The following is a 19,748-nucleotide window of genomic DNA, read 5'->3' on the forward strand; positions in this document are numbered from 1 at the left end:
CCCAGATCCTCAGCGCGGGCCGTAGGTGTTGAGGAACACCGTCGGGCCCTCCAGGTCGCCGCGCGCCGACAGGTCGGTGATCGCGGCGAAAGCCTTGGCGGTGTAGACGGTTTCGAGGTGCAGGCCGACGGTGCCGGCGCGGTCCCGGGCGGCGATCGCGGAGAGCGTCTCGTGCCCGTAGCCGGGGCCGAGCCAGTCGCGCAGCATGGTCACGTCCTCGGGTTCGAGCCCGGTCGGCTCCAGTTCCGCGCCCCGCTCCCGCAGCACCTCCTCGGCGCGGGTGGCCAGGCCGATGATGTGCTTGGCCTCCAGGGGCAGGGTGTCGTTGACGACGATGCCGAGCACGCGGGTGCGCAGGCCCGCCAGCCGCAGGCCCAGCGCCAGGCCCGCGGCCGTGCCGCCGGAACCGACCGCGGTCACGATGTGGGCCGGTTCGGGCAGCTCACCGGCCTGAACCTGGGCGGCCAGCTCCAGCGCGGTCTCGACGTAGCCGAGCGTGCCGATCGGTGAGGAGCCGCCGACGGGCAGGTAGTAGGGGAGTTTGCGGCCGCTGGAATGCCGCAGCATCAGCCAGGGCGCGGTGAGGACGGTGCGCAGTTTGGAGCGGGTGTGGTGCAGGGTCGCGCCGGAGGCCTCGAGGCGATCCAGCTGGGCGCGGACGTGGTCGTCGACGGGCTGGTCGACCAGCGCCAGCGCGATGTCCAGCCCCTGTTCGCGGCCGTAGAGCGCCGCCGCGAGCCCCCAGTTGGTGCCGGTGCCGCCGACGGTGACGATGGTGCGGGTACCGCGCCGCTGCGCCTCGGGTAACAGCCATTCCAGCTTGCGGATCTTGTTGCCGCCCCAGCCGCCGGACCCGTAGCCGCTCTCGTCCTTGCACCACACCGGGGTACGGATGCCCAGCGGCAATTCCCGCACCGGCGTCGGCGTGTCACCGAGCCGGAGGAACGGTAGCTCCGCCGCTACCTCGGGAAAGCGCTGGTGCAGTAGGGAATCCGTCACTGTTCCTCCTCGTGGCTCGTCGCTGAGGAATCTATACGACGGCGGGTGCTCCCATCGTGCCACGCGGGCCCGCGCCGCCGGTCATGCCGATTCGATATGAACCGCAACGTAACTGTTTTCGGCGATTGCGCCCGGGTACCTCCCGCCATGTGACGTCCAATGGATCTTCGAGTACCAGACCGGCGGCAGGCCGGCCACGCGATGCGCAGATCGATCGGGCGGTCCTGGAAGCGACGCGCGACCTGCTCGCCGAAGTCGGTTACCAGGACACCTCGATCGCGGCCGTGGCGCGCCGTGCGCACGTCGGCACCGCCCCCATCTACCGCCGCTGGCCCGGCAAGGAAGCCCTCATCGAAGACGCGGTCTTCAGCGCCGACACGGCCTGGCTCCCCGCCGAAACCGCCGATCTGCACGCCGATATGGCCGAGTGGGTCCGCCACTTCGTCCGCCGGATCGCCGAGCCCTCCACCCGTGCCGCCCTTCCGGGCCTCATCTCGGCGTATCACGCGGACCCCGAGCGCTATCGCGACCTGTACGAGCGCGCGGATCTCCCGGCCCACGCGGCGCTGTGTGCCCGGGTCCGCGGCGCACTTCCGGCGGGCTCCGCCACCGCCGAGTTGGTCGTCGAGATCCTGATCGCCCGCACCCTCGTCCGCGGGCTCATGCACGGCTACGACGAGATCGATACCTTCTGCACCCGTACCGCCGACGCGTTGGTGGCGCTGATCGAAGCCGCTGCCTAGCGAGTTCGTATGGCTCGTACCGTGTGCGACGGCTCAGGCTCCGGAGGATTCGAGCAAGCCGTGTCGATGGGCGAGGGCGGCGGCCTCGGTGCGGGTGGCGGCGGACAGTTTGGTGAGAATGCGGGAGACGTGGACGCCCGCGGTGTTGGCGCTGATGAAGAGTTCGGCGGCGAGCTGTCGGTTGCTCAATCCCTGTGCGACGAGGCGTAATACCTCGAGTTCGCGGGTGGTGAGCCCGAAGGTGCGTGGCGCGGTGGCCCGGGCGGACGCCGTCTCCTGAAGCGTCAGGCGAGCCCGCAGGGCGGCCGTGCCGATAGCTTCGGCGAGGGGTTTCGCGCCCAGCCTGTCGGCGATGTCCGCGGCGGAGCGCAGCGCGGTGTGCGCCGCTGCGCGATCACCGGCGGCGAGTTCGGCTCGGGCGCAGTCGTAGAGGGCGTGCGCCTGCTCGAGCGGGTTGGGTACCGCCTGCCAGGACTGGACGGCGATTCGCCAGGCCGCGGGGGTCGGTTCGGTGGTCGCGGTGAAAACCGCGCGGTGGGCGGCGTCTACCGGCGTGGTGCAGGGCAATTCCTTCGCCAGCCGCTCGAAATCTATGGCGCGCTCAGGAATTCGGGTACCGAGCGCCAGCAGCGGCCAGGTGTCGCTCGGATAGCGCAGGGCGTCGTCCGAGCCGAGGGCATCGGCCAGAATGCGCGCCGCCCGCAGCGGATCCGCCCGCGATACCGCGGCTTGAACCCCGCCCAGTTCCAGCCGATACGGCCCGACCCAGCCGGACGCGCCGAGCCGCTCCGCGGCCGCCTCGGCCGCGCCCGCGGCGCTGTCGAACTCGCCGCGCGCCACCATGATTCGGGCCCGGCACAGGTGCAGCGCCGCGGTGGCCAGCGGTGGCAGCGGGTCGGACAGCGTCTCCGCGATCAGCTCCGCCGCCTGCGTCCAGCGGCCGAGCGCGGTGAGCGCCTGCGCCCACTTCACCACGAGGATCGGCCCCCGCTCGCTGAACTGGAACGTCTCGTGCGCGATGCGCAAACCGTGCCGGACCGTCTCGATAGCGGCCTCGTACTCACCGAGCCCGACCTGCACCGCGGACTCCCAGGTTGCCACCGACACCAGTATCGGCCCGTCCTGCGCCGCTTCCGCCGCCCGCCGCGCGCGATCGAAGTGCTGCTTCGCGGTGGTCGAATCATCCTCGGTGAGACCGAGATAGGCGTGCGCGCGGGCGGCCAGCCCGGAGATTTCCGGGTCGGGCGAGTGCGCGGCGTCGGGGAGTTGTTCGGCGATCGTCAGGGCGGCGCGGGCGGTGGATTGCGCGGCGGCGGCCTCGTTGGCGAAGGCATGGGTGACGGACAGTTCGGTGAGGATTTCGCCACGCAGCAGGGTGGGGGGATCGGGTGGCACCAGGTCGAGGGCGCGTTCCAGGTCGTCGCGGCCGCCGGTGCCGCCGTGGTTGTGCAGGTGGGCACGGTGCCGGTGCAGCCGGGCGGCGCGCAGCGGATCGGTGGCCGGATCGACCTGGGCGAGGGCCGCGTCGGCGGTGGCGATGCCGTGGGTGACGGCGCCGGTGTGACAGCACGCGTCGACGATGTGCTCCAGGACGACCAGTCGTTCGAGGTGTGCTCTGGAATCCGAGGTCGGCGAATACCATTCGGCGAGAACGCTGTCGACGTCGAGCACCGGTCCCGCGGCGGATTCCGCCCAGTTGTCGAGGGCCATCGTCAAGTGGTGCAGGCGCTCGGGGTGCGCGCCGGCACGGGCGGCGTCCATGGCCGCCGCGAGGGCGGAGGCGCGGGCGGTCGCGTGGTCCTGCGCGGCGTGGGCGTGGCGGGCCAGTTCCGCGTTGCGGCGCTCCGCGGGCAGGAGTGCCGGGTGGTCGCGCAGGAGTTGGGTAAGCCTGGCGTGCAGGCGTTTTCGCTCGACGGGGAGCAGGTCCTGGTAGACGGCCTCGCGGATGAGCGCGTGCCGGAATTCGTAGCCGGTGTCGGTGGGGAGCAGCAGGTAGTGGTCGGTCAGCTGACGCAGCGCCTTGCGCAGGTGGGCGGCCGGCAGCTCGGCGGCGGACGCGAGCAGATCGTGATCGACGGGGGAGCCCGCGACGGCCGCGAGCTGGAGCACCTCGCGGGGTGTGTCGTCCAGGTCGGCTTGGGCGGCCAGCAGGAGATCGCTCAGTTCGGCCGGGGTGTCGTCGGGGGACCGGCTCAGCGCTTCGACGAAAAGCGGGTTGCCCGCGCTGCGTTCGTAGACGCGCGCGATCAGGGACGGCTCCGGTTCCCGCCCGAACAGCGCGGCGAGCTGCCGGCCGACCTCGTGCTTGCTGAGCGGTTCCGGGGTGATCACCCGCACGGCCGGGTTGCGGCGGAGTTCGGCGATCAGCGTGCGCAGCGCCGCCGAACCGGAGGGACGATAGGTGCCGGCGATGAGCACTTGCGGCTCAGCGAGATTGGCGGTGAGGAACGCGAGGAGTTCGCGGCTGGAGTCGTCGGCCCAGTGCAGATCCTCGACCACCAGCAGCACCGAGCGCTCGAGTCGCTCGAGCACGGTGAGCAGCTCGCCGAACAACCGCATCCGGTCGGAATCACCCGCGCTCTCGGTGGCCAGCTCCGGAATCCACCGGGCCAGTGCCGGTCGCGGCGGGAGCAACTCGGCGAGCGCGGCGACCCCGTGCGCGCGCAGCAGCGCCCGCATGATCGCGAGGAACGGAGCGAACGGCACACCCGCACTGCCGAACTCGGGACAGCGCCCGACCAGGACCAAGGTTTCAGTGCCCTGCCGAGCGACGAACTCGGCAACCAGCCGCGACTTCCCTATCCCCGCCTCCCCGGCCACGAAAACCGTTCGCACCTGGGGGCTTTGCGCAGCCGCCAGCAGCGCCGCCAATTCCTGCCCGCGGCCCACGAACACCTTGCTGGCCGAAACGCTCACCACGTGCTGATCATCCTCGTCCGGCGCGACTCGGCCAACTCGGTCCCGGAAATAACGAATCCTCGTGATGTGGGGTCACCCTCTTTACTCGAAGTATTACTGGCATGAGCAACAACGCGAACGACATCCGCCCCTTCCGCATCGAGATCCCGCAGGCCGACCTCGACGACCTGCGCGACCGGCTGGCCCGCACCCGCTGGATCGACCAGGCGCCCGGCACCGGCTGGGAGCGGGGCGTGCCGAGCTCCTACCTGAGGGACCTGGCGGGCTACTGGGCCGAGAAGTTCGATTGGCGGGCGCTGGAAGCCGAGCTGAACGCGCACCCGCAGTTCACCACCACCATCGACGGCCAGAATATCCACTTCCTGCACGTGCGGTCGGTCGAGGAAGACGCGACGCCGCTGCTGCTGCTGCACGGCTGGCCGAGCTCGGTGGTCGATTTTCTGGATATGATCGGCCCGCTCACCGATCCGAAAACCCATGGCGCACCTGATGCCCCGGCCTTCCACCTGGTGATCCCCTCGCTGCCGGGCCACGCCTTCTCCGGCTCGCTCACCGAAACCGGCTGGAACGACGGCCGGATCGCCGCCGCGTTCGCCGAACTGATGGCCCGCCTCGGCTACGACCGCTACGGCGTGCAGGGTGGCGACCACGGCAGTTTCATCGCGCCGGTGCTCGGCCGCGTCGATGCCGAGCATGTGGCCGGCGTGCACGTCAACGCGCTGGTGACCTTCCCGATCGGTGAGCCGTCCGATTTCGCGGCGCTCACCGAGGCCGAGCAGGCCCGGCTGGCGGCGATGAAGGAGTTCCAGGACGACGGTGCGGCCTACATGAACCTGAAGGGTTCGCGCCCCGACACGATCGCGCAGCTGCTGGCGGATTCACCGGCGGGACAGCTGGGCTGGATCGTGGAGAAGTACCAGGCGTGGACCGATCGGGCGCACGAGCTGCCCGAGCAGGCGGTCGACCGGGACCGGATGCTGGCGAACGTGAGCATCTACTGGCTCACCGACACCGCCCGCAGCGTGGCGAACATGTACTACGAGCGCTTCCACGACTTCTCGATGTTCGCCCCGGCGGCCAAGGGAACCGTTCCGACGGGCGTCGCGGTCTTCCGGGACGGTGACTACGCCATCCGCCGCTTCGCGGAGAAGACGCACAACATCACGCACTGGTCGGAGTTCTTCTCCGGCGGCCATTTCCCGGCCCTGGAGGTGCCGGAGCTGCTGACCGGCGACATTCGCGAGTTCTTCGGCTCGCTGAGCTGAGAACGCACAACGGCGGACAGCGATGTGCTGTCCGCCGTTCGCGCGGGTAGGTCAGTCGAGGTCGGCGAGCAGGGCGATGATGGTTCGGGCCATGGCGGCGGGGTCACCGTCGGTGGGGCGCAGGGTGAGGTCGGGGGATTGCGGGGTTTCGTAGGGGGCGTCGATGCCGGTGAAGCCGCGGATTTCGCCGGCTCGGGCCTTGGCGTACATGCCCTTGGGATCGCGGGCTTCGCAGAGTTCCAGCGGAGTGTCGACGAAGACCTCGACGAAGGGGATGCCCGCGGCATCGTGGACGGCGCGGGCCTGTTCTCGATCGGCCTGGTAGGGGCTGATCAGGGAGACGACAGCGATGACACCGGCCTCGGCGAAGAGGCGGGCGACCTCGCCGACGCGGCGGATGTTCTCGACGCGGTCCTCGGCGGCGAAGCCGAGATCGGCGTTGAGGCCGTGGCGCAGGTTGTCGCCGTCGAGCAGGAAGGCCGGGCGGCCGGTCGCGACCAGGCGGCGTTCCAATTCGACTGCCACGGTGGACTTCCCGGAGCCGGACAGGCCGGTGAGCCAGACCGTGAGGCCGCGGGTGGCGCGCTCCTCGCGGTCGACGGCGGTGGAGTGCCAGACCACGCGCGCCGAGGGCAGGGTGGGGCCGGTGATCATGCCGGCGGCGACGGTGTTGTCGGTGGCCTCGTCGACCAGGATGAAGCTGCCGGTGGTGCGGTTGCGCCGATAGGGGTCGAACAGCAGCGGCTGGCGGGTGCGCAGCTGGATGCGGCCGATCTCGTTGAGCGACAAGGCCTGTGCGTGCTCGTCGCGGTGCAGGGTGTTCACGTCGAGGCGGTAGTCCAGCGAGCGCACCTCGGCGGTGACCGCGCGGGTGGTGTGCCGCACGGTGTAGGTGGCGCCCGGGGTGAGCTGGGAGTCCTCGGCGAACCAGCAGATCATCGCGTCGAGATCCCGGCCCACCTGCGGGCGGTTGGCCGGGCGGCAGATCAGATCGCCACGCGAGATGTCGATGTGGTCGGCCAGTTGCAGCGTAACCGCCTGCGGGGGAAAGGCTTCGGCGACCGGCGTGCCGCCGGGACCCCAGATCGCGGTCACCGTGGTGGTCAGCCCCGAGGGCAGGACCGCGACCTCGTCACCGGCCTTGAACACCCCGCCCGCCACCGTGCCCGCGTACCCCCGGAAATCCTTGGCGTGGCTGCGGGTGACGTACTGCACCGGGAAGCGCGCGTCGATCAGGTTGCGGTCCGAGGCGATGTGCACCTCTTCGAGATGGTGCAGCAGGGGCGTGCCCTCGTACCAGGGCATGCTGGCGCCGCGATGCACGATGTTGTCGCCGTGCAGCGCCGACATCGGGACGAAGGTCAGGTCCGAGACGTCGAGCTTCATGGCGAAACCGGCGAATTCTTCCCGGATCTCCTCGAACCGCTGCTGCGACCAATCGACCAGGTCCATCTTGTTCACGCACAGCACCAGGTGCGGAATGCCGAGCAGACTGGCCAGGAACGCGTGCCGGCGGGTCTGCTCGATCACGCCGGTGCGGGCGTCGACGAGGATCAGCGCCAAGTCCGCGTTGGAGGCGCCGGTCACCATGTTGCGGGTGTACTGGATGTGCCCGGGAGTGTCGGCGATGATGAATTTCCGCCTGGGCGTGGAGAAGTAGCGGTGCGCGACATCGATGGTGATGCCCTGCTCACGCTCGGCGCGCAGTCCGTCGGTGAGCAGCGCCAGGTTCGGGTAGGCGTCGCCGCGATCGCGGCTGGTGCGCTCCACCGCTTCGAGTTGATCGGTGAAGATGGTCTTGGAGTCGTAGAGCAGGCGGCCGATCAGGGTGGACTTGCCGTCGTCCACACTGCCCGCCGTGGCCAGTCTCAGCAGCGTGGTCATCAGAAGTAGCCCTCTCGCTTACGGTCTTCCATGCCGGCCTCGGAGATCCGGTCGTCGGCCCGGGTGGCGCCGCGTTCGGTGATCCGGGTGGCGGCGACCTCGGTGACCACCTCTTCCGGTGTGGCGGCCGCGGATTCGACGCAGCCGGTGCAGGTCGCGTCGCCCACCGTCCGGAAGCGCACGGTGGTCTCGACGGGCTGCTCGCCCTCGAGGAGTTCCAGAAAACGGGTGTGCGCCAACAGCATTCCGTCGCGCTGCACGACCGGCCGCCGGTGCGCGTAGTACAGCGACGGCAGGTCGATCCGCTCGGCGGCGATGTAGTGCCAGATGTCGAGCTCGGTCCAGTTCGACAGCGGGAACACCCGGATGTGCTCGCCCCGGCGGTGTTTGCCGTTGTAGAGGTTCCACAGCTCGGGCCGCTGGTTGCGCGGATCCCACTGGCCGTATTCGTCGCGGAAGCTGAACACCCGCTCCTTGGCGCGTGCCTTCTCCTCGTCGCGGCGGGCGCCGCCGAACACCGCATCGTACTCGCCCTCGCGGATAGTGCGCAGCAGGGTGGCGGTCTGTAGTCGATTGCGGGAGGCGCGGGGTCCGGTCTCCTCGACCGACCGGCCCGCGTCGATGTCCTCCTGGACGCTGCCGACCTCCAGGCGCAGGCCGTATTTCGCGACGGTGCGATCGCGGTACTCGATCACCTCGTCGAAATTGTGCCCGGTGTCGATGTGCAGCACCGGGAACGGCAGCGGCGCCGGCCAGAACGCCTTCGCCGCCAGGTGCAGCATCACCACCGAATCCTTGCCGCCGGAGAACAACAGCACCGGGCGTTGGAACGTCGCCGCGACTTCTCGGAATATGTATGCCGACTCGGCCTCGAGCGCGTCCAGATGCGGCAGCTCGTAGGTGCTCGCCGTCGACTTTGCGTACTGGCTCACGGATCAAAACTAGAACACGTTTCGACAAATGGTCAATGGGCGGTTCGCGGAAGGCGCCGGCCACCGGAGGCCTCGGTCACCGCGTCGGCCGCCGCGACCAGAGCCTTTCCTCGGCGGTCGATTTCGGCGCCGGTGATGGTCGCGCCGACGTGCATGGTCAGCACCATGTTCTGCCGCCCGTCCCCGCCGTAGGTGGGCGCGGCGAGCAGGCTGACCCCGTGTTCCTTGCGGGGGCGCAGGTCGGTGCCGAGGTAGACCCGCTCGCCCAGGCTCGTCACCAGTTCGGCGACCAATTCGCGCAGCTCGTCGGGCAATTCGCGGGCGGCGACGCCGGCCAGCAGCGAGTAGAGTTTCCCGCCCGCCGCGGTCAGGCTCTCGACCAGATAGCCGCGCTCGCGGCACTCCACGACGACCTGCCGCAACCGGGTCTCGTCCTGTCGCACCGGCACCGTCGGCGGCTTGGCCAGCCAGGCGTCGAAGGCGGCGTCGGTGTCCCAGAGCACGTACATCAACCCGACCGGCGGCGCGAAGTGGTACGCGGCCCCGACCTTGACCATGCCCGGGCCGGTGCTCTCCAGCACCATGATCTGCTCGCCGACCACGGCGGACGCGGTGCAGGTGGTGCGGTATTGCGCGGTGATCTTCGCCAGTTCGGTCCGCGCGATCGCCGAGATCGCGAAGCTGTCCTGTGCCACCCGGCCGGCCGCGATGAGCGCCGGCCCGAGCCCGTAGGTGAGCGCGCGCGGGTCGCGCACCAGGTATCCGGCGGCCGTCAGTTCGGTGAGAATCCCCAGGCAGGTGGGCTTGGCGAGGTCGAGTTCGCGGGCCAGTTCGGAGAGGCCGAAGCGCTTGCCGCGCTGCTCGACGAGGAAATCCAGCACCTGCACCACCCGGGTCGTGGGTGCGGATCGACGGGCAACCATGGACAACTCCTAGAACAGGTTCTAATCTTGCTCGTATCGAAATGTACCAGACCGGTACATATTTGGAACGTTGGAGATGCCGTTGACCGAGACCGCCCCGCTGACCCAGCCGTTCGCCGCCGCGATCGCCGCGGCCGAGCAGATCATCACCACCGCCCCGCACATCCGGACCGAGCAGGACCTGGTCGAGGGTTACGACTACCTCGCGGGCAGTATCCGCGCCTCGCTGCAGATGGCGTGGGCGTATGAGCGCGATTTCCCGTTCTTCGTGATGTCCACCGGGCCGTACACGAAGATGGGCCTGGACAACCCGGACACCCTCTACTTCCACTCCTACCTGCGCCCGGACGCCGAATACGTGGTCACCGGCAAGCGCGGCAGCACCCGCGACCTGAGCTTCCAGGTGCTCAACGGCGACTACTCGCCGGTGGACGTGCCCGACAGCCTGACCGCCTTCGACGACCGCGCGCTCGAGATCGCCGCCGACGGCAGCTTCGAGATCCGCTTCGGCCCCGGCGAACCGCGCCCGAGCTACGTCCAACTGGGCGCCGACGCCGCGATGCTGGTGGTGCGGGAGGTATCCAGTGACTGGGCCACCGAGAAGCCCGGCGTCATCCGGATCCAGCGGGTCGACACCATCGGCGACGCGCCCCCGCCACTGACCAAGGACGTGCTGACCAAGCGGTACGGCGTCGCGGGCAAGATGCTGATCTCCCGGCTCAACACCTTCCTGGCGTTCCCGAAGTGGTTCTACCTGAACCTGCCGGTCAACACGATGACCGAACCGCGCCTCACCCCCGGCGGCCTGAGCACCCAGTTCTCCTCGGCCGGGCACTACGAGCTCGAGGACGACCAGGCGCTGATCATCACGGTGCCGAAATCCGATGCCCCGTACCAGGGTTTCCAGCTCGGCAGCATGTGGTACCTGTCGCTGGACTACATCAACCACCAGACCAGCCTCACCGCCGACCAGGCGCGCGTCGATCCGGACGGCAAGATCCGGCTGATCGTCAGCGAGCGAAACCCCGGTCTGGTCAACTGGATCGAGCGCACCGGCCATGCCCGCGGGTACGTGCAGTTCCGCTGGCAGCGGGTCGCGCGGGACATGAAGCCGGAGGACGGCCCGACCGTGGAGGTGGTCTCTGTCGACGAACTGCCGCAGCGCCTGCCGTTCCACGACGAGGCCCGGATCACCCCCGAGGAGTGGCGAGCGCGGATCGCGGCGCGCCAGGTCGCCGTCGCGGAGAGGATGCTCGGCTGATGGTGTTGCAGGACAAGGTGGTTGTGGTCTCGGGCATCGGCCCGGGGCTCGGCCGCGCGATCGCGGTGCAGAGCGCGAAGGCGGGTGCGGACGTGGTCCTGGCCTCGCGCACCGAGTCCCGGCTCACCGAGGTCGCCGAGGAGATCAAGGCGCTGGGCCGGCGCGCGCTGGCGGTGCCGACCGATATCAACGACGAGGCCGCGGTGGCGCACCTGGTCGAGGCGGCGCGCTCGGAGTTCGGCCGGGTCGACGCCCTGGTGAACAACGCCTTCGCGATGCCGCCGATGGCGAACCTCGGCGAGGTCGACCTGGACGAGATCCGCGCCGCCTTCGAAACGAATGTGCTTGCCGCCCTGCGGATGACGCGCTCGTTCGTGCCCGCGCTGGCCGAGTCGAAGGGCGCGGTAGTGATGATCAACTCCGCGGTGCTGCGCCATTCGCGGCGCAGCTTCGGCCCGTACAAGATGGCCAAGGCGAGCCTGCTGGCGCTGGCGCAGAGCCTGGCCACCGAGCTCGGCCCGCAGGGCATCCGGGTGAATTCCATTGCGCCCGGCTATATCTGGGGCGAGAACCTGAAGTGGTACTTCGGCTACCTGGCCAAGAAGCGCGGCATCACCTCCGAGGACGTCTACGCCGAGACCGCGAAGACCCTGGACCTGCGCAAGCTGCCCGAACCCGACGAGATCGCCGACGCCACGGTGTTCCTCGTCTCGCCGATGGCGCGGGCGATCACCGGCCAGTGCCTGGACGTGAACTGCGGCGAGTACCACCACTAGACGGCTCTACTTCCGAGGAGAAAACAGATGATCGGTCGACCCGACGTCGGCACCATCGATGACTTACACGCGTCGGCGACCAAGGTCGTCGGCCTGGACGACTTCGGCGACGGCGGCTACCGCGAGGGGCTGGAGGTGCTGCTCGAGTCCTACGCCAGGGACGCGCAGCTGACTCCGTTCGGCAACAAGGTCAACCGGGCGTTCCTGCGCGGTGCGCTGATCGCACGATTATTGAGTGAGTCGGCGTGGCAACGGTTTCCGGAGCACGCCGGCGTCACGATCGAGCGGCCCATCTTCGTCACCGGCCTGCCGCGTTCCGGCACCACGGCCGTGCACCGGCTGCTGAACGCCGATCCCGGCCATCAGGGCCTGGAGATGTGGCTGACCGAGTTCCCGCAGCCCCGCCCGCCGCGCGAGACCTGGGCCGGGGACCCGGTGTATCAGCGGCTGGAGGCCGCCTACGAGCAGCATCACGTCGAGCATCCGGAATTCATGGGCGTGCACCATATTTCGGCCGACCAGGTCGAGGAATGCTGGCAGCTGCTGCGCCAATCGGCGCTGTCGGCGTCCTACGAGTGCCTGTCCTACCTGCCGACCTATTCGGAGTGGCTGCGCGAGCAGGACTGGACCGACGCCTACCGCCGGCACCGCCGCAATCTCCAGTTGATCGGCCTCAACGACGTGCGTCGCCGCTGGGTGCTGAAGAATCCGAGCCACCTGTTCGCCCTGGACGCGATCATGGAGGTGTATCCGGACGCGCTCGTCATCCAGATGCATCGCGACCCGCGCACCATCATCGCCTCGGTGTGCAGTCTGAACGAGCAGGCCACCGACGGCTGGTCGGAGAAGTTCCGCGGCCCGGTGGTCGGCGAGACGCAACTGGATCTGTGGGCGCGCGGCGCGGATCGATTCCTGGCGGATCGCAAGCGGCACAACCCGTCCCAGTTCTGCGACATCTACTACGAGGACTTCGTCCACGACCCGATCGGCATGGTCGCCGCGGTCTACCGGCATTTCGGGCTGGAACTCACCGACGAGGCCCGTGCCGCGATGGTCGCGATGCACTCCGAGAGCACCTCCGGTGCGGCCCGGCCGGTGCACAAGTACACCCTCGACGACTTCGGGCTCACCGTGGACCAGGTCGACACGCGCTTCGGCGACTACCGCGCGGCGCACTTCCCCGGCCGCTGATCGAGCACCGGGCGCCCGGCACCTGTGCCGCGCGCCCGGTTTCTGCGTGCTACTGCTGGCCGGGCTTGAGCACGATGAACAGGCCGTGCGCCTCGGCGCAGAGGCGGTCGCCGTCGTGCAGGGTGGCGCGCAGGTAGACCTTGCGGCCGTCCTGGCGCTCGGCCCAGGCGTGCAACCGGAGTTCGGTGTTCAGGGGGGTTACCGAGCGGTAGTCGACCGTCAGCGACGCCGTGCGCGTCACCGATCCGGTGTACATCGCGGCGGCCATACCCATCATGTCGTCGAAGCCGAGCGAGACGTGCCCGCCGTGTGCCGCATTGTTGCCACCGAGGTGGAAAGTACGGAAGGTGATGCGCGCGTGCACGCCGTCGCGGTCGGCGGTGTCGATGACGAACGGCGGCAGCGTGATGTTGCCCCGGCCGGGCAGATCGTGCCGGGTCCAGGCGGGGGCCGACCATTCGGTGACGACCGCGGCGTCGAGCTTGTCGTTGAGCTTCTCCAGGACGCCGATCGCCTCGAGCGCCAGCTCGTCGTCGGGGCTGAGCAGGCGGGCGCGGTCCATCAGGGTGCGCACCTGCTCGATCAGGTCGCCGTAGTGCGGCCCGCCGCGCGGGGCACCGTGGCCGCTGGCCAGTTCCGCGTCGATCGCCTCCACCATCGGCCGGAACCCGCCCTCGTGGTGCTCTTCGCTGGGCAGCGCGGCGCTGAGTTCGCTCATATAGAACATGTTATTGGTTGCCCGCCGGACGCTCGCGCACGGGACCCGGCTGTAACCCGCGAAGGCAGCGGCGGTTTTCCGACGCGTTCGCCGGTTGCCCGGATCCTGACGGTCACACCGCTACCCTCTGGGGGCGGATCGCGTGCGCGGTGCGCTGGAGGTGGCCCATCGATGGGTGTCGAATGCGATACACCTAGTCTGGGTACCCGATTATCCATCAGGTCTCGACGAGCAACCACACGCGAGCACCGTTCCCGTGTGCCCGCGGCCGGCGAAAGGCTTTGTCCCGATGCGTATTACGGCGGTCGTCTTCGATATGGACGGCATCCTGATCGACTCCGAACCGGTCTGGGAGCAGGTGCGGCGCGACTATGTCGCGGAAAAGGGCGGGCGGTGGCTGCCGGATACGCAGAAGCGGCTGATGGGCATGAGCACCAGCGAATGGTCGGAGTACCTCAGCGGTGAACTCGGCGTGGGCAGGACGCCCGATACCGTCGCCGACGACGTGATCGAGCGGATGGCCGCGCACTACGACAAGACGGTGCCGCTGCTGCCCGGCGCGGTGGAGGCGGTGCAGCGGATGAGCGAGAACTGGCCGCTGGGTGTGGCCAGCTCCTCGCCGCGGTCGCTGATCAACACGGTGCTCGGGCGTACCGGGCTGATCGAATTCTTCGACGTCACCTTCTCCACCGAGGAGGTGGACCGGGGTAAACCCGCGCCCGATGTGTACGTGGCCGTCGCGGCGTTCCTGCGCAAGAAGTCGACGGACTGTGCGGCCGTGGAGGATTCGAGCAACGGCATCCGGTCCGCGCACGCCGCGGGCATGCGGGTGATCGCCGCCCCGCGCCCGGAGTATCCGCTCGACGACGACGCCCGCGCGCTCGCGGCGCACGTGATCGACGGCCTGGACAAGCTCAGTCCCGCGCTGGTCGACGACGAGGCTCAGCCCCGGTAGGACTCCAGCAGGATGCGCGCGGCGGCCGCGATGTCGTCCTCCAGCCAGTCGGGCAGCCTGGTGGCGTGGGCATGGCGGCGCAGCGCGGCGTAGGGGAGATCGACCACGGCGCGGCTGACCGCGTCGACCTCGCGTTCGCCGTCGCGTCCGGTCAGCTCGCGGCCGATGCGGCGCAGATGCTCGATCAGCGGGGCGTTCATGCCCGCCAGTCGCGACTGGAAGCCGTCGTCCGGGCCGCCGTCGAGCAGGTCGCTGGGACGCAAGCTCAGCAGAAGCCTTGCGTCGTCGGGTAATTCGCGGCCGAAGCGGATGGCCGCGCGGACCATGGCGACGCCCGCCGCCACCGGATCGGGCTGGTCGCCGGCCCGCAGCACACCCGTCTGGAACCGGGCCAGCGCGCGCAGCCACGCCTCGGTGAGTACGCCGTCGCGGTTGCCGAAGCGGTGGTACAGCGTGCCGACCGGGGCGCCGCTGGCGGCGGCGATGGCGGCCACGCTCGCGGCACGCGGGCCCTCGGCGAGCACCAAAGTGCGTGCGGCGTCGAGGATCACATCCGAATCATGCTTGCGAGGTGGTGCCACTACTAGTACGTTCCTTCTATATGGAGCGGTTGCCCTATATCGATGAGCATTCCACAGTAATCGACGCGAATCGCGAGCGAGCCTGGAAGGCGGTACTGCGGGTGCTCTGCAAAGACCTGGACGATCCGGCCACGGTGCCCGGCGGCTTCGTGCTGGCCGCCGCCGAGGAACCTACCCGCCTCGCACTGCACGGCCGACACTGGTTCTCCGAATACGAGCTGATCTTCCTCCTGGACGACCAGGGATCCGGCCGCACCCTGGTGCGCGCCCAGAGCTCGGCGAAATTCCCTGGGCCACACGGGAAGATCTACCGCGCCCTGGTCGTCGGCACCGGCGGCCACCGCTTGGTGATGCGCCGCATGATGCGCCAGATCGCCGCCGCGGCCTGATTCCGCCGGGGGCGGGAGTTGGAGCGTGCGAGGCTGACTCGGTAGGCCTGATCGCTGTCGGCGGCGCGGCCACGAGCGGAGTCTCCGACGCGGGTCGGCGGCATTACTTCGCGGCATCCGCCTGAGGCGAGGTTCACACCGGGGTTGGCGACGCTTGGTGGGACGGCGCATGATCGGCGGATGTCGAATTATGTTCAGCTCGGGGATGTCCGGACCTGGTACGACGAGACCGGGGTGGGGGAGCCCGTGCTGTTGCTGCACGGCGGGTTCGTCGATTCGCGCTCGTTCGACCCGGCCGTGGCGGGGCTGGCCGAGCACTTTCAGGTGTTCCGGGCGGATCGGCGCGGGCACGGGCGGACGCCGGATGTCGAGGGGCCGTTCACCTATGACGCGATGGCCGCGGACACGATCGCGTTCCTGGACAAGGTGGTCGGCGGACCCACGCATCTGGTCGGATACAGCGACGGCGGAATCGTCGCCCTGCTGGTGGCGCTGCGGCGGCCGGACCTGGTCGGCAAGCTGGTCCTGATCAGCGCGAACTTCCATCACGACGGCCTGGTGCCCGGCGTGCTGGACGGCTTCGCCGACGAGGAACCCCTGCGCCGGCTGGCCGGGCGCTACGGAGAGGTCTCACCGGACGGCGAAGCGCATTTCCGCGTGATCGCCGACAAACTCCTGACCATGGCGAACGGCGCCCCGACCCTCACCGTCGAAGACCTGGCCACCATCACCGCCCGCACCCTGGTGCTCGCCGCCGACGACGACGCGATGACCTTGGAACACACCATCGCGCTCTACCGAGCGATCCCGAACTCGGAACTGTCGATCGTCCCCGGCACCTCCCACCTCCTGGTCGTCGAAAAGCCCGCCGAGGTCTACCGCCGCGTCGGCGACTTCCTCACCTCCGACCCGCCACAAACCATGCAGCCGATCCGGCGCGCCTGATCGGAACGGCGCCTCACTGAGAGGCCCGCACCGTGGGATGGGCATAGTCGTGCGGTTAACCGCCTCGAGACAAGCGGCTGTGCCCCTGGACCAGTAATTCCGCACGAAATTGCCGATTCGTCAGTGCGGCACGGTGATTCCGTCCGCGTGGGCGCGGGCCGACCAGCGGCCGCGGTCGTGGCGGACTTCGACGGCGTGATCGAACGCGGTGCTGACCGATTCGGTGGTGATGACGTCGTGGGCGGTGCCCGAGGCGACCGTGCGGCCGTCGGCGATGAGCAGGGCGTGGGTGGTGGTGGTCGGGAGTTCCTCCAGGTGGTGGGTGACCAGGATGGAGGCGACGTCGGGGTGGGTCTCGCCGAGGGTGTCGATGGTGCTCAGGAGTTGTTCGCGGGCGGCCAGGTCCAGGCCGGTGGCGGGCTCGTCGAACAGGAGCAGGCGGGGTTCGGCGACCAGGGCGCGGGCGATCAGGGTGCGGCCGCGTTCGCCCTGGGACAGGGTGGGCCAGGTGCTGTCGGCCTTGCCCTTCAGGCCGATCGTCTCGATCATGGCGTCGGCGCGGCGCAGTTCGTCGGGCGTCGGCGTCCACCGGATCGGAGTGTCGATGGTGGCGGTGATGCCGGTGAGCACCACCTCGCGGACGGTCAGCGAGTAGCGCAGGGGGTGGCGCGGGTTCACGTGCCCGATCGAGCGCCGCAACCGGGCCAGGTCGACCTTGCCCATCTGCTCGCCCAGTACGTGCACCGTGCCGGTGGTCGGGAAGGTGACCGCGCCGCAGAAGCCGAGCAGGGTGCTCTTGCCCGCCCCGTTGGGGCCGAGCAGGGCCCAGTGCTCACCGGCCCGCACGGTCAGCGAGATGCCGTGCAGGATCTGATTGCCCTCGCGCCGGAAGGTGACGTCGTCGAGTTGCAGGACTGGTGAACCGGTCACCGTGTTACCTCCATCAGTGTGATGCCGTTCCGAGCGGGCCACCGCCCGGTGGTGCTCACGAGAACGCCTCTTTCAGCCGACTCAGATGCGCGCGGCTGTATTCCGCTGCCGCGGCGGGGTTTCGGTGCGCGATGGCGTCGGTGAGCCGGATGTGCGCGTCGTGATCGGCCGACTCCGAGGGCACCGGCCGGATCTTCAGCATGTCGATCATCGCGACCCGCAGCCGCGGCAGGAAGGTGTCGAACAGCTGAGTGAGGACGTCGTTGTGGGCGGCCACGATCACGGTGCGATGGAACGCCATGTCCGCGTCCACATGGTCATCGATGGTGTCGCGCGGCGTTTCCCGGGCGGCCAGGGCACGGCGGATGGCACGCAGGTCGGCGGGGGTGCGGCGCGCGGCGGCCAGGGCGGCGGCCTCGGCTTCGATGGCGATGCGCGCTTCGATCACCGCGGCGATGGTGGCGCGCCGCAGCACCACATCCCAGTCCTCGGTGACATCGAGCGCGATGACGAAGACGCCCGCGCCCTGGCGACTGTCGAGGACGCCTTTGCCCGCAAGTTCGCGGATCGCCTCGCGCAGGGTCGAGCGGCCGACGCCGAGCTGCGCGGCCAGCGTGGTTTCGCCTGGTAGACGATGCCCCAGCGGCCATTCACCGGCCCGGACGCGAGTGAGCAGCAGCTCGGCCGTCTGCGCCGCCAGGGGGTGGCGGCGAACCTGGGCAACCATCACGACCTCTCTACTTGTCTGAGGAGTTGTGTATAGTCTAGCAACATGCGCAGCACGCTTCTGCTTAGCCGCCACGGCGGGGCCTGACCGACCGGCCCCCCGCCGTGGGGCTTCGTCGTGGCCGGTCACCCTTCTTGTGACAGGAAGCAGATCCTTGAGCACGCGCGTTTTTCCCACCATCGATACGCCCCGGGGCGGGGTACCCGGACCGGCCTGGAACCCGCAGCGGCATTCGCAGATGCCCTCGCAGCGCTACCGCGCTGTCTTCGATCGCGTGGAAGTGCCGCTGACCCAGCGTGATTGGCCGGGCAACCGGATCACGGCCGCACCCCTGTGGGTCCCGGTCGACCTGCGCGACGGCAACCAGGCCCTGGCCGAACCCATGGACCCGGACCGCAAGCGCCGCTTCTTCGAACTGCTGGTGGCCATGGGCTACAAGGAGATCGAAGTCGGCTACCCGTCGGCCTCGCAGGCCGATTTCGATTTCGTCCGGCTGATCGCCGAGGCCGAACTGTCCCCTGACGATGTCACGATCGTCGTATTCACCCCGGCGCGTGCGGATTTGATCGAGCGCACCGTGGAATCGGTTCGTGGCATCGGCAACGTGGTCATCCACCTGTACACCGCCACCGCGCCGACCTGGCGCAGCATGGTGCTGGGCAAGGGCGATGCCGAAGTGCGGGATCTGATCCTGGCCGGCGGGCAGCGCATCCTCGACCTGGCCGGGCACCTGCCGAACGTGCGCTTCCAGTTCTCGCCCGAGGTGTTCAACCTGACCGAGCCGGATTACGTGCTCGACATCTGCGATCGCATGACCACGCTGTGGGATGCCACCCCCGAACGCCCGGTAACCCTGAATCTGCCCGCGACGGTGGAGGTCGCCACCCCCAACGTCTACGCCGACCAGATCGAGTACATGCACAAGCAGCTGGCCCGCCGCGACAGCGTCATCCTGTCGGTGCATCCGCACAACGATCGCGGCACCGGGATCGCCTGCGCGGAACTGGCGGTGCTGGCCGGCGCGCAGCGGGTGGAGGGCTGTGTCTTCGGCAACGGTGAGCGCACCGGCAACGTCGACATCGCCACCCTGGCGCTGAACCTGCACGCCCAGGGGGTGGACCCGATGATCGATTTCTCCGATATCGACGAGATCCGCCGCACCGTGGAGTACTGCACCCGCATGCCGGTGCCCGAAAGGCACCCGTACGCCGGGGATTTGGTGCACACGGCGTTTTCCGGCACGCACCAGGACGCGATCCGCAAGGGCTTGGCCGAGCATCGCGCCCGGTCCGCCGCCACCGGCATCGCCGAACGCGACCTGGACTGGCAGGTCCCGTATCTGCCGATCGACCCCGCCGATGTGGGCCGCAGCTACGAGGCGGTGATCCGGGTCAACTCGCAGTCGGGCAAGGGCGGTATCGCCTACCTGCTGGAGACCGAGTACGGCATCGATCTGCCCCGTGAGCGGCAGATCGACTTCGCCCGGCGGGTGCAGGCGCACGTGGACGGCACCGGCCGCGAGGTCACCGCGGCCGAACTGCGGGACCTGTTCGTCGCGGCGTATCCGGCGCCGGTGGAGTCTGCCGGTCGATAGCTCGCTTCCCGCCCGG

General features: G+C 69.3%; 17 protein-coding genes and 1 pseudogene. 9 read left to right on the forward strand and 9 right to left on the reverse strand.

The features are described 5' to 3' along the window. Positions 1 to 9: 9 nt before the first annotated feature. Complete coding sequence (locus AB0H76_RS14475; protein WP_357322699.1) at positions 10 to 999, reverse strand: pyridoxal-phosphate dependent enzyme; 990 nt, start codon at positions 997 to 999, stop codon at positions 10 to 12. A 149-nt stretch (positions 1,000 to 1,148) separates the two neighbouring features. Here AB0H76_RS14475 and AB0H76_RS14480 point away from each other — a divergent pair, with 149 nt between their 5' ends. Then, complete coding sequence (locus AB0H76_RS14480; RefSeq protein WP_357322702.1) at positions 1,149 to 1,742, forward strand: TetR/AcrR family transcriptional regulator; 594 nt, start codon at positions 1,149 to 1,151, stop codon at positions 1,740 to 1,742. A gap of 33 nt (positions 1,743 to 1,775) precedes the next feature. Here AB0H76_RS14480 and AB0H76_RS14485 read toward each other — a convergent pair whose 3' ends face one another. Then, entirely contained in the window at positions 1,776 to 4,661 is a 2,886-nt protein-coding gene (locus AB0H76_RS14485; protein WP_357322705.1) for an AAA family ATPase, read from the reverse strand. Positions 4,662 to 4,762: 101 nt separating this feature from the next. On the opposite strand from AB0H76_RS14485, the gene AB0H76_RS14490 reads away from it, so the two are divergent. Then, on the forward strand, positions 4,763 to 5,926 hold the full coding sequence (locus AB0H76_RS14490; RefSeq protein ID WP_357322708.1) for an epoxide hydrolase family protein: 1,164 nt from the start codon (positions 4,763 to 4,765) through the stop codon (positions 5,924 to 5,926). Positions 5,927 to 5,977: 51 nt separating this feature from the next. Here the strand turns inward: AB0H76_RS14490 and cysC are convergent, their stop codons facing one another. From cysC to AB0H76_RS14505, 3 genes are read right to left on the reverse strand one after another with little or no spacing between them, the layout of a single operon-like run. Next, positions 5,978 to 7,810, reverse strand: a complete 1,833-nt coding sequence (gene cysC / locus AB0H76_RS14495; protein ID WP_357322710.1) for an adenylyl-sulfate kinase — start codon at positions 7,808 to 7,810, stop codon at positions 5,978 to 5,980. Beyond that, positions 7,810 to 8,742, reverse strand: coding sequence for a sulfate adenylyltransferase subunit CysD (gene cysD / locus AB0H76_RS14500; RefSeq protein ID WP_357322713.1), 933 nt, complete (start codon positions 8,740 to 8,742; stop codon positions 7,810 to 7,812). The genes cysC and cysD overlap by 1 nt, the downstream gene beginning before the upstream one ends. A gap of 32 nt (positions 8,743 to 8,774) precedes the next feature. Continuing rightward, positions 8,775 to 9,665, reverse strand: coding sequence for a helix-turn-helix domain-containing protein (locus tag AB0H76_RS14505; RefSeq protein WP_357322716.1), 891 nt, complete (start codon positions 9,663 to 9,665; stop codon positions 8,775 to 8,777). 76 nt (positions 9,666 to 9,741) lie between these two features. Here AB0H76_RS14505 and AB0H76_RS14510 point away from each other — a divergent pair, with 76 nt between their 5' ends. From AB0H76_RS14510 to AB0H76_RS14520, 3 genes are read left to right on the forward strand one after another with little or no spacing between them, the layout of a single operon-like run. After that, positions 9,742 to 10,926: a hypothetical protein gene (locus AB0H76_RS14510; RefSeq protein ID WP_357322719.1), complete on the forward strand. Its 1,185-nt coding sequence runs from the start codon at positions 9,742 to 9,744 to the stop codon at positions 10,924 to 10,926. Beyond that, complete coding sequence (locus AB0H76_RS14515) at positions 10,926 to 11,702, forward strand: SDR family oxidoreductase (RefSeq protein ID WP_357322722.1); 777 nt, start codon at positions 10,926 to 10,928, stop codon at positions 11,700 to 11,702. Before AB0H76_RS14510 ends, AB0H76_RS14515 begins: the two co-directional genes overlap by 1 nt. A gap of 27 nt (positions 11,703 to 11,729) precedes the next feature. After that, positions 11,730 to 12,893, forward strand: coding sequence for a sulfotransferase (locus AB0H76_RS14520; protein WP_357322725.1), 1,164 nt, complete (start codon positions 11,730 to 11,732; stop codon positions 12,891 to 12,893). A gap of 49 nt (positions 12,894 to 12,942) precedes the next feature. Here AB0H76_RS14520 and AB0H76_RS14525 read toward each other — a convergent pair whose 3' ends face one another. Beyond that, a complete protein-coding gene (locus AB0H76_RS14525) occupies positions 12,943 to 13,611 on the reverse strand; it encodes a PaaI family thioesterase (RefSeq protein WP_357322728.1) in 669 nt (222 codons plus the stop codon). A gap of 289 nt (positions 13,612 to 13,900) precedes the next feature. Between AB0H76_RS14525 and AB0H76_RS14530 the strand changes: the two genes are divergently transcribed. Further along, positions 13,901 to 14,566 carry an HAD family phosphatase gene (locus tag AB0H76_RS14530; RefSeq protein WP_357322731.1) on the forward strand — a complete coding sequence of 222 codons (666 nt, stop codon included), beginning with the start codon at positions 13,901 to 13,903 and terminating at the stop codon, positions 14,564 to 14,566. On the opposite strand, the gene AB0H76_RS14535 is transcribed toward AB0H76_RS14530, so the two are convergent. Beyond that, positions 14,554 to 15,147: a TetR family transcriptional regulator gene (locus AB0H76_RS14535; protein WP_357322734.1), complete on the reverse strand. Its 594-nt coding sequence runs from the start codon at positions 15,145 to 15,147 to the stop codon at positions 14,554 to 14,556. The genes AB0H76_RS14530 and AB0H76_RS14535 overlap by 13 nt on opposite strands. A 20-nt stretch (positions 15,148 to 15,167) precedes the next feature. Here AB0H76_RS14535 and AB0H76_RS14540 point away from each other — a divergent pair, with 20 nt between their 5' ends. Both AB0H76_RS14540 and AB0H76_RS14545 read left to right on the forward strand, forming a co-directional pair. Then, a complete protein-coding gene (locus AB0H76_RS14540) occupies positions 15,168 to 15,536 on the forward strand; it encodes a hypothetical protein (protein ID WP_357322737.1) in 369 nt (122 codons plus the stop codon). Positions 15,537 to 15,716: 180 nt separating this feature from the next. Next, a complete protein-coding gene (locus AB0H76_RS14545; protein WP_357322739.1) occupies positions 15,717 to 16,481 on the forward strand; it encodes an alpha/beta hydrolase in 765 nt (254 codons plus the stop codon). A gap of 120 nt (positions 16,482 to 16,601) precedes the next feature. Here AB0H76_RS14545 and AB0H76_RS14550 read toward each other — a convergent pair whose 3' ends face one another. After that, on the reverse strand, positions 16,602 to 17,411 hold the full coding sequence (locus AB0H76_RS14550) for an ATP-binding cassette domain-containing protein (protein WP_357322742.1): 810 nt from the start codon (positions 17,409 to 17,411) through the stop codon (positions 16,602 to 16,604). Positions 17,412 to 17,466: 55 nt separating this feature from the next. Next, positions 17,467 to 18,138, reverse strand: a complete 672-nt coding sequence (locus tag AB0H76_RS14555; RefSeq protein ID WP_357322745.1) for an FCD domain-containing protein — start codon at positions 18,136 to 18,138, stop codon at positions 17,467 to 17,469. A gap of 238 nt (positions 18,139 to 18,376) precedes the next feature. Between AB0H76_RS14555 and AB0H76_RS14560 the strand changes: the two are divergent. After that, positions 18,377 to 19,702, forward strand: a pseudogene (locus AB0H76_RS14560) (2-isopropylmalate synthase); the annotation flags it as partial. Positions 19,703 to 19,748: the final 46 nt, after the last annotated feature.

The sequence above is a fragment of the Nocardia sp. NPDC050712 genome (assembly GCF_040654295.1).
Lineage (GTDB): Bacteria > Actinomycetota > Actinomycetes > Mycobacteriales > Mycobacteriaceae > Nocardia.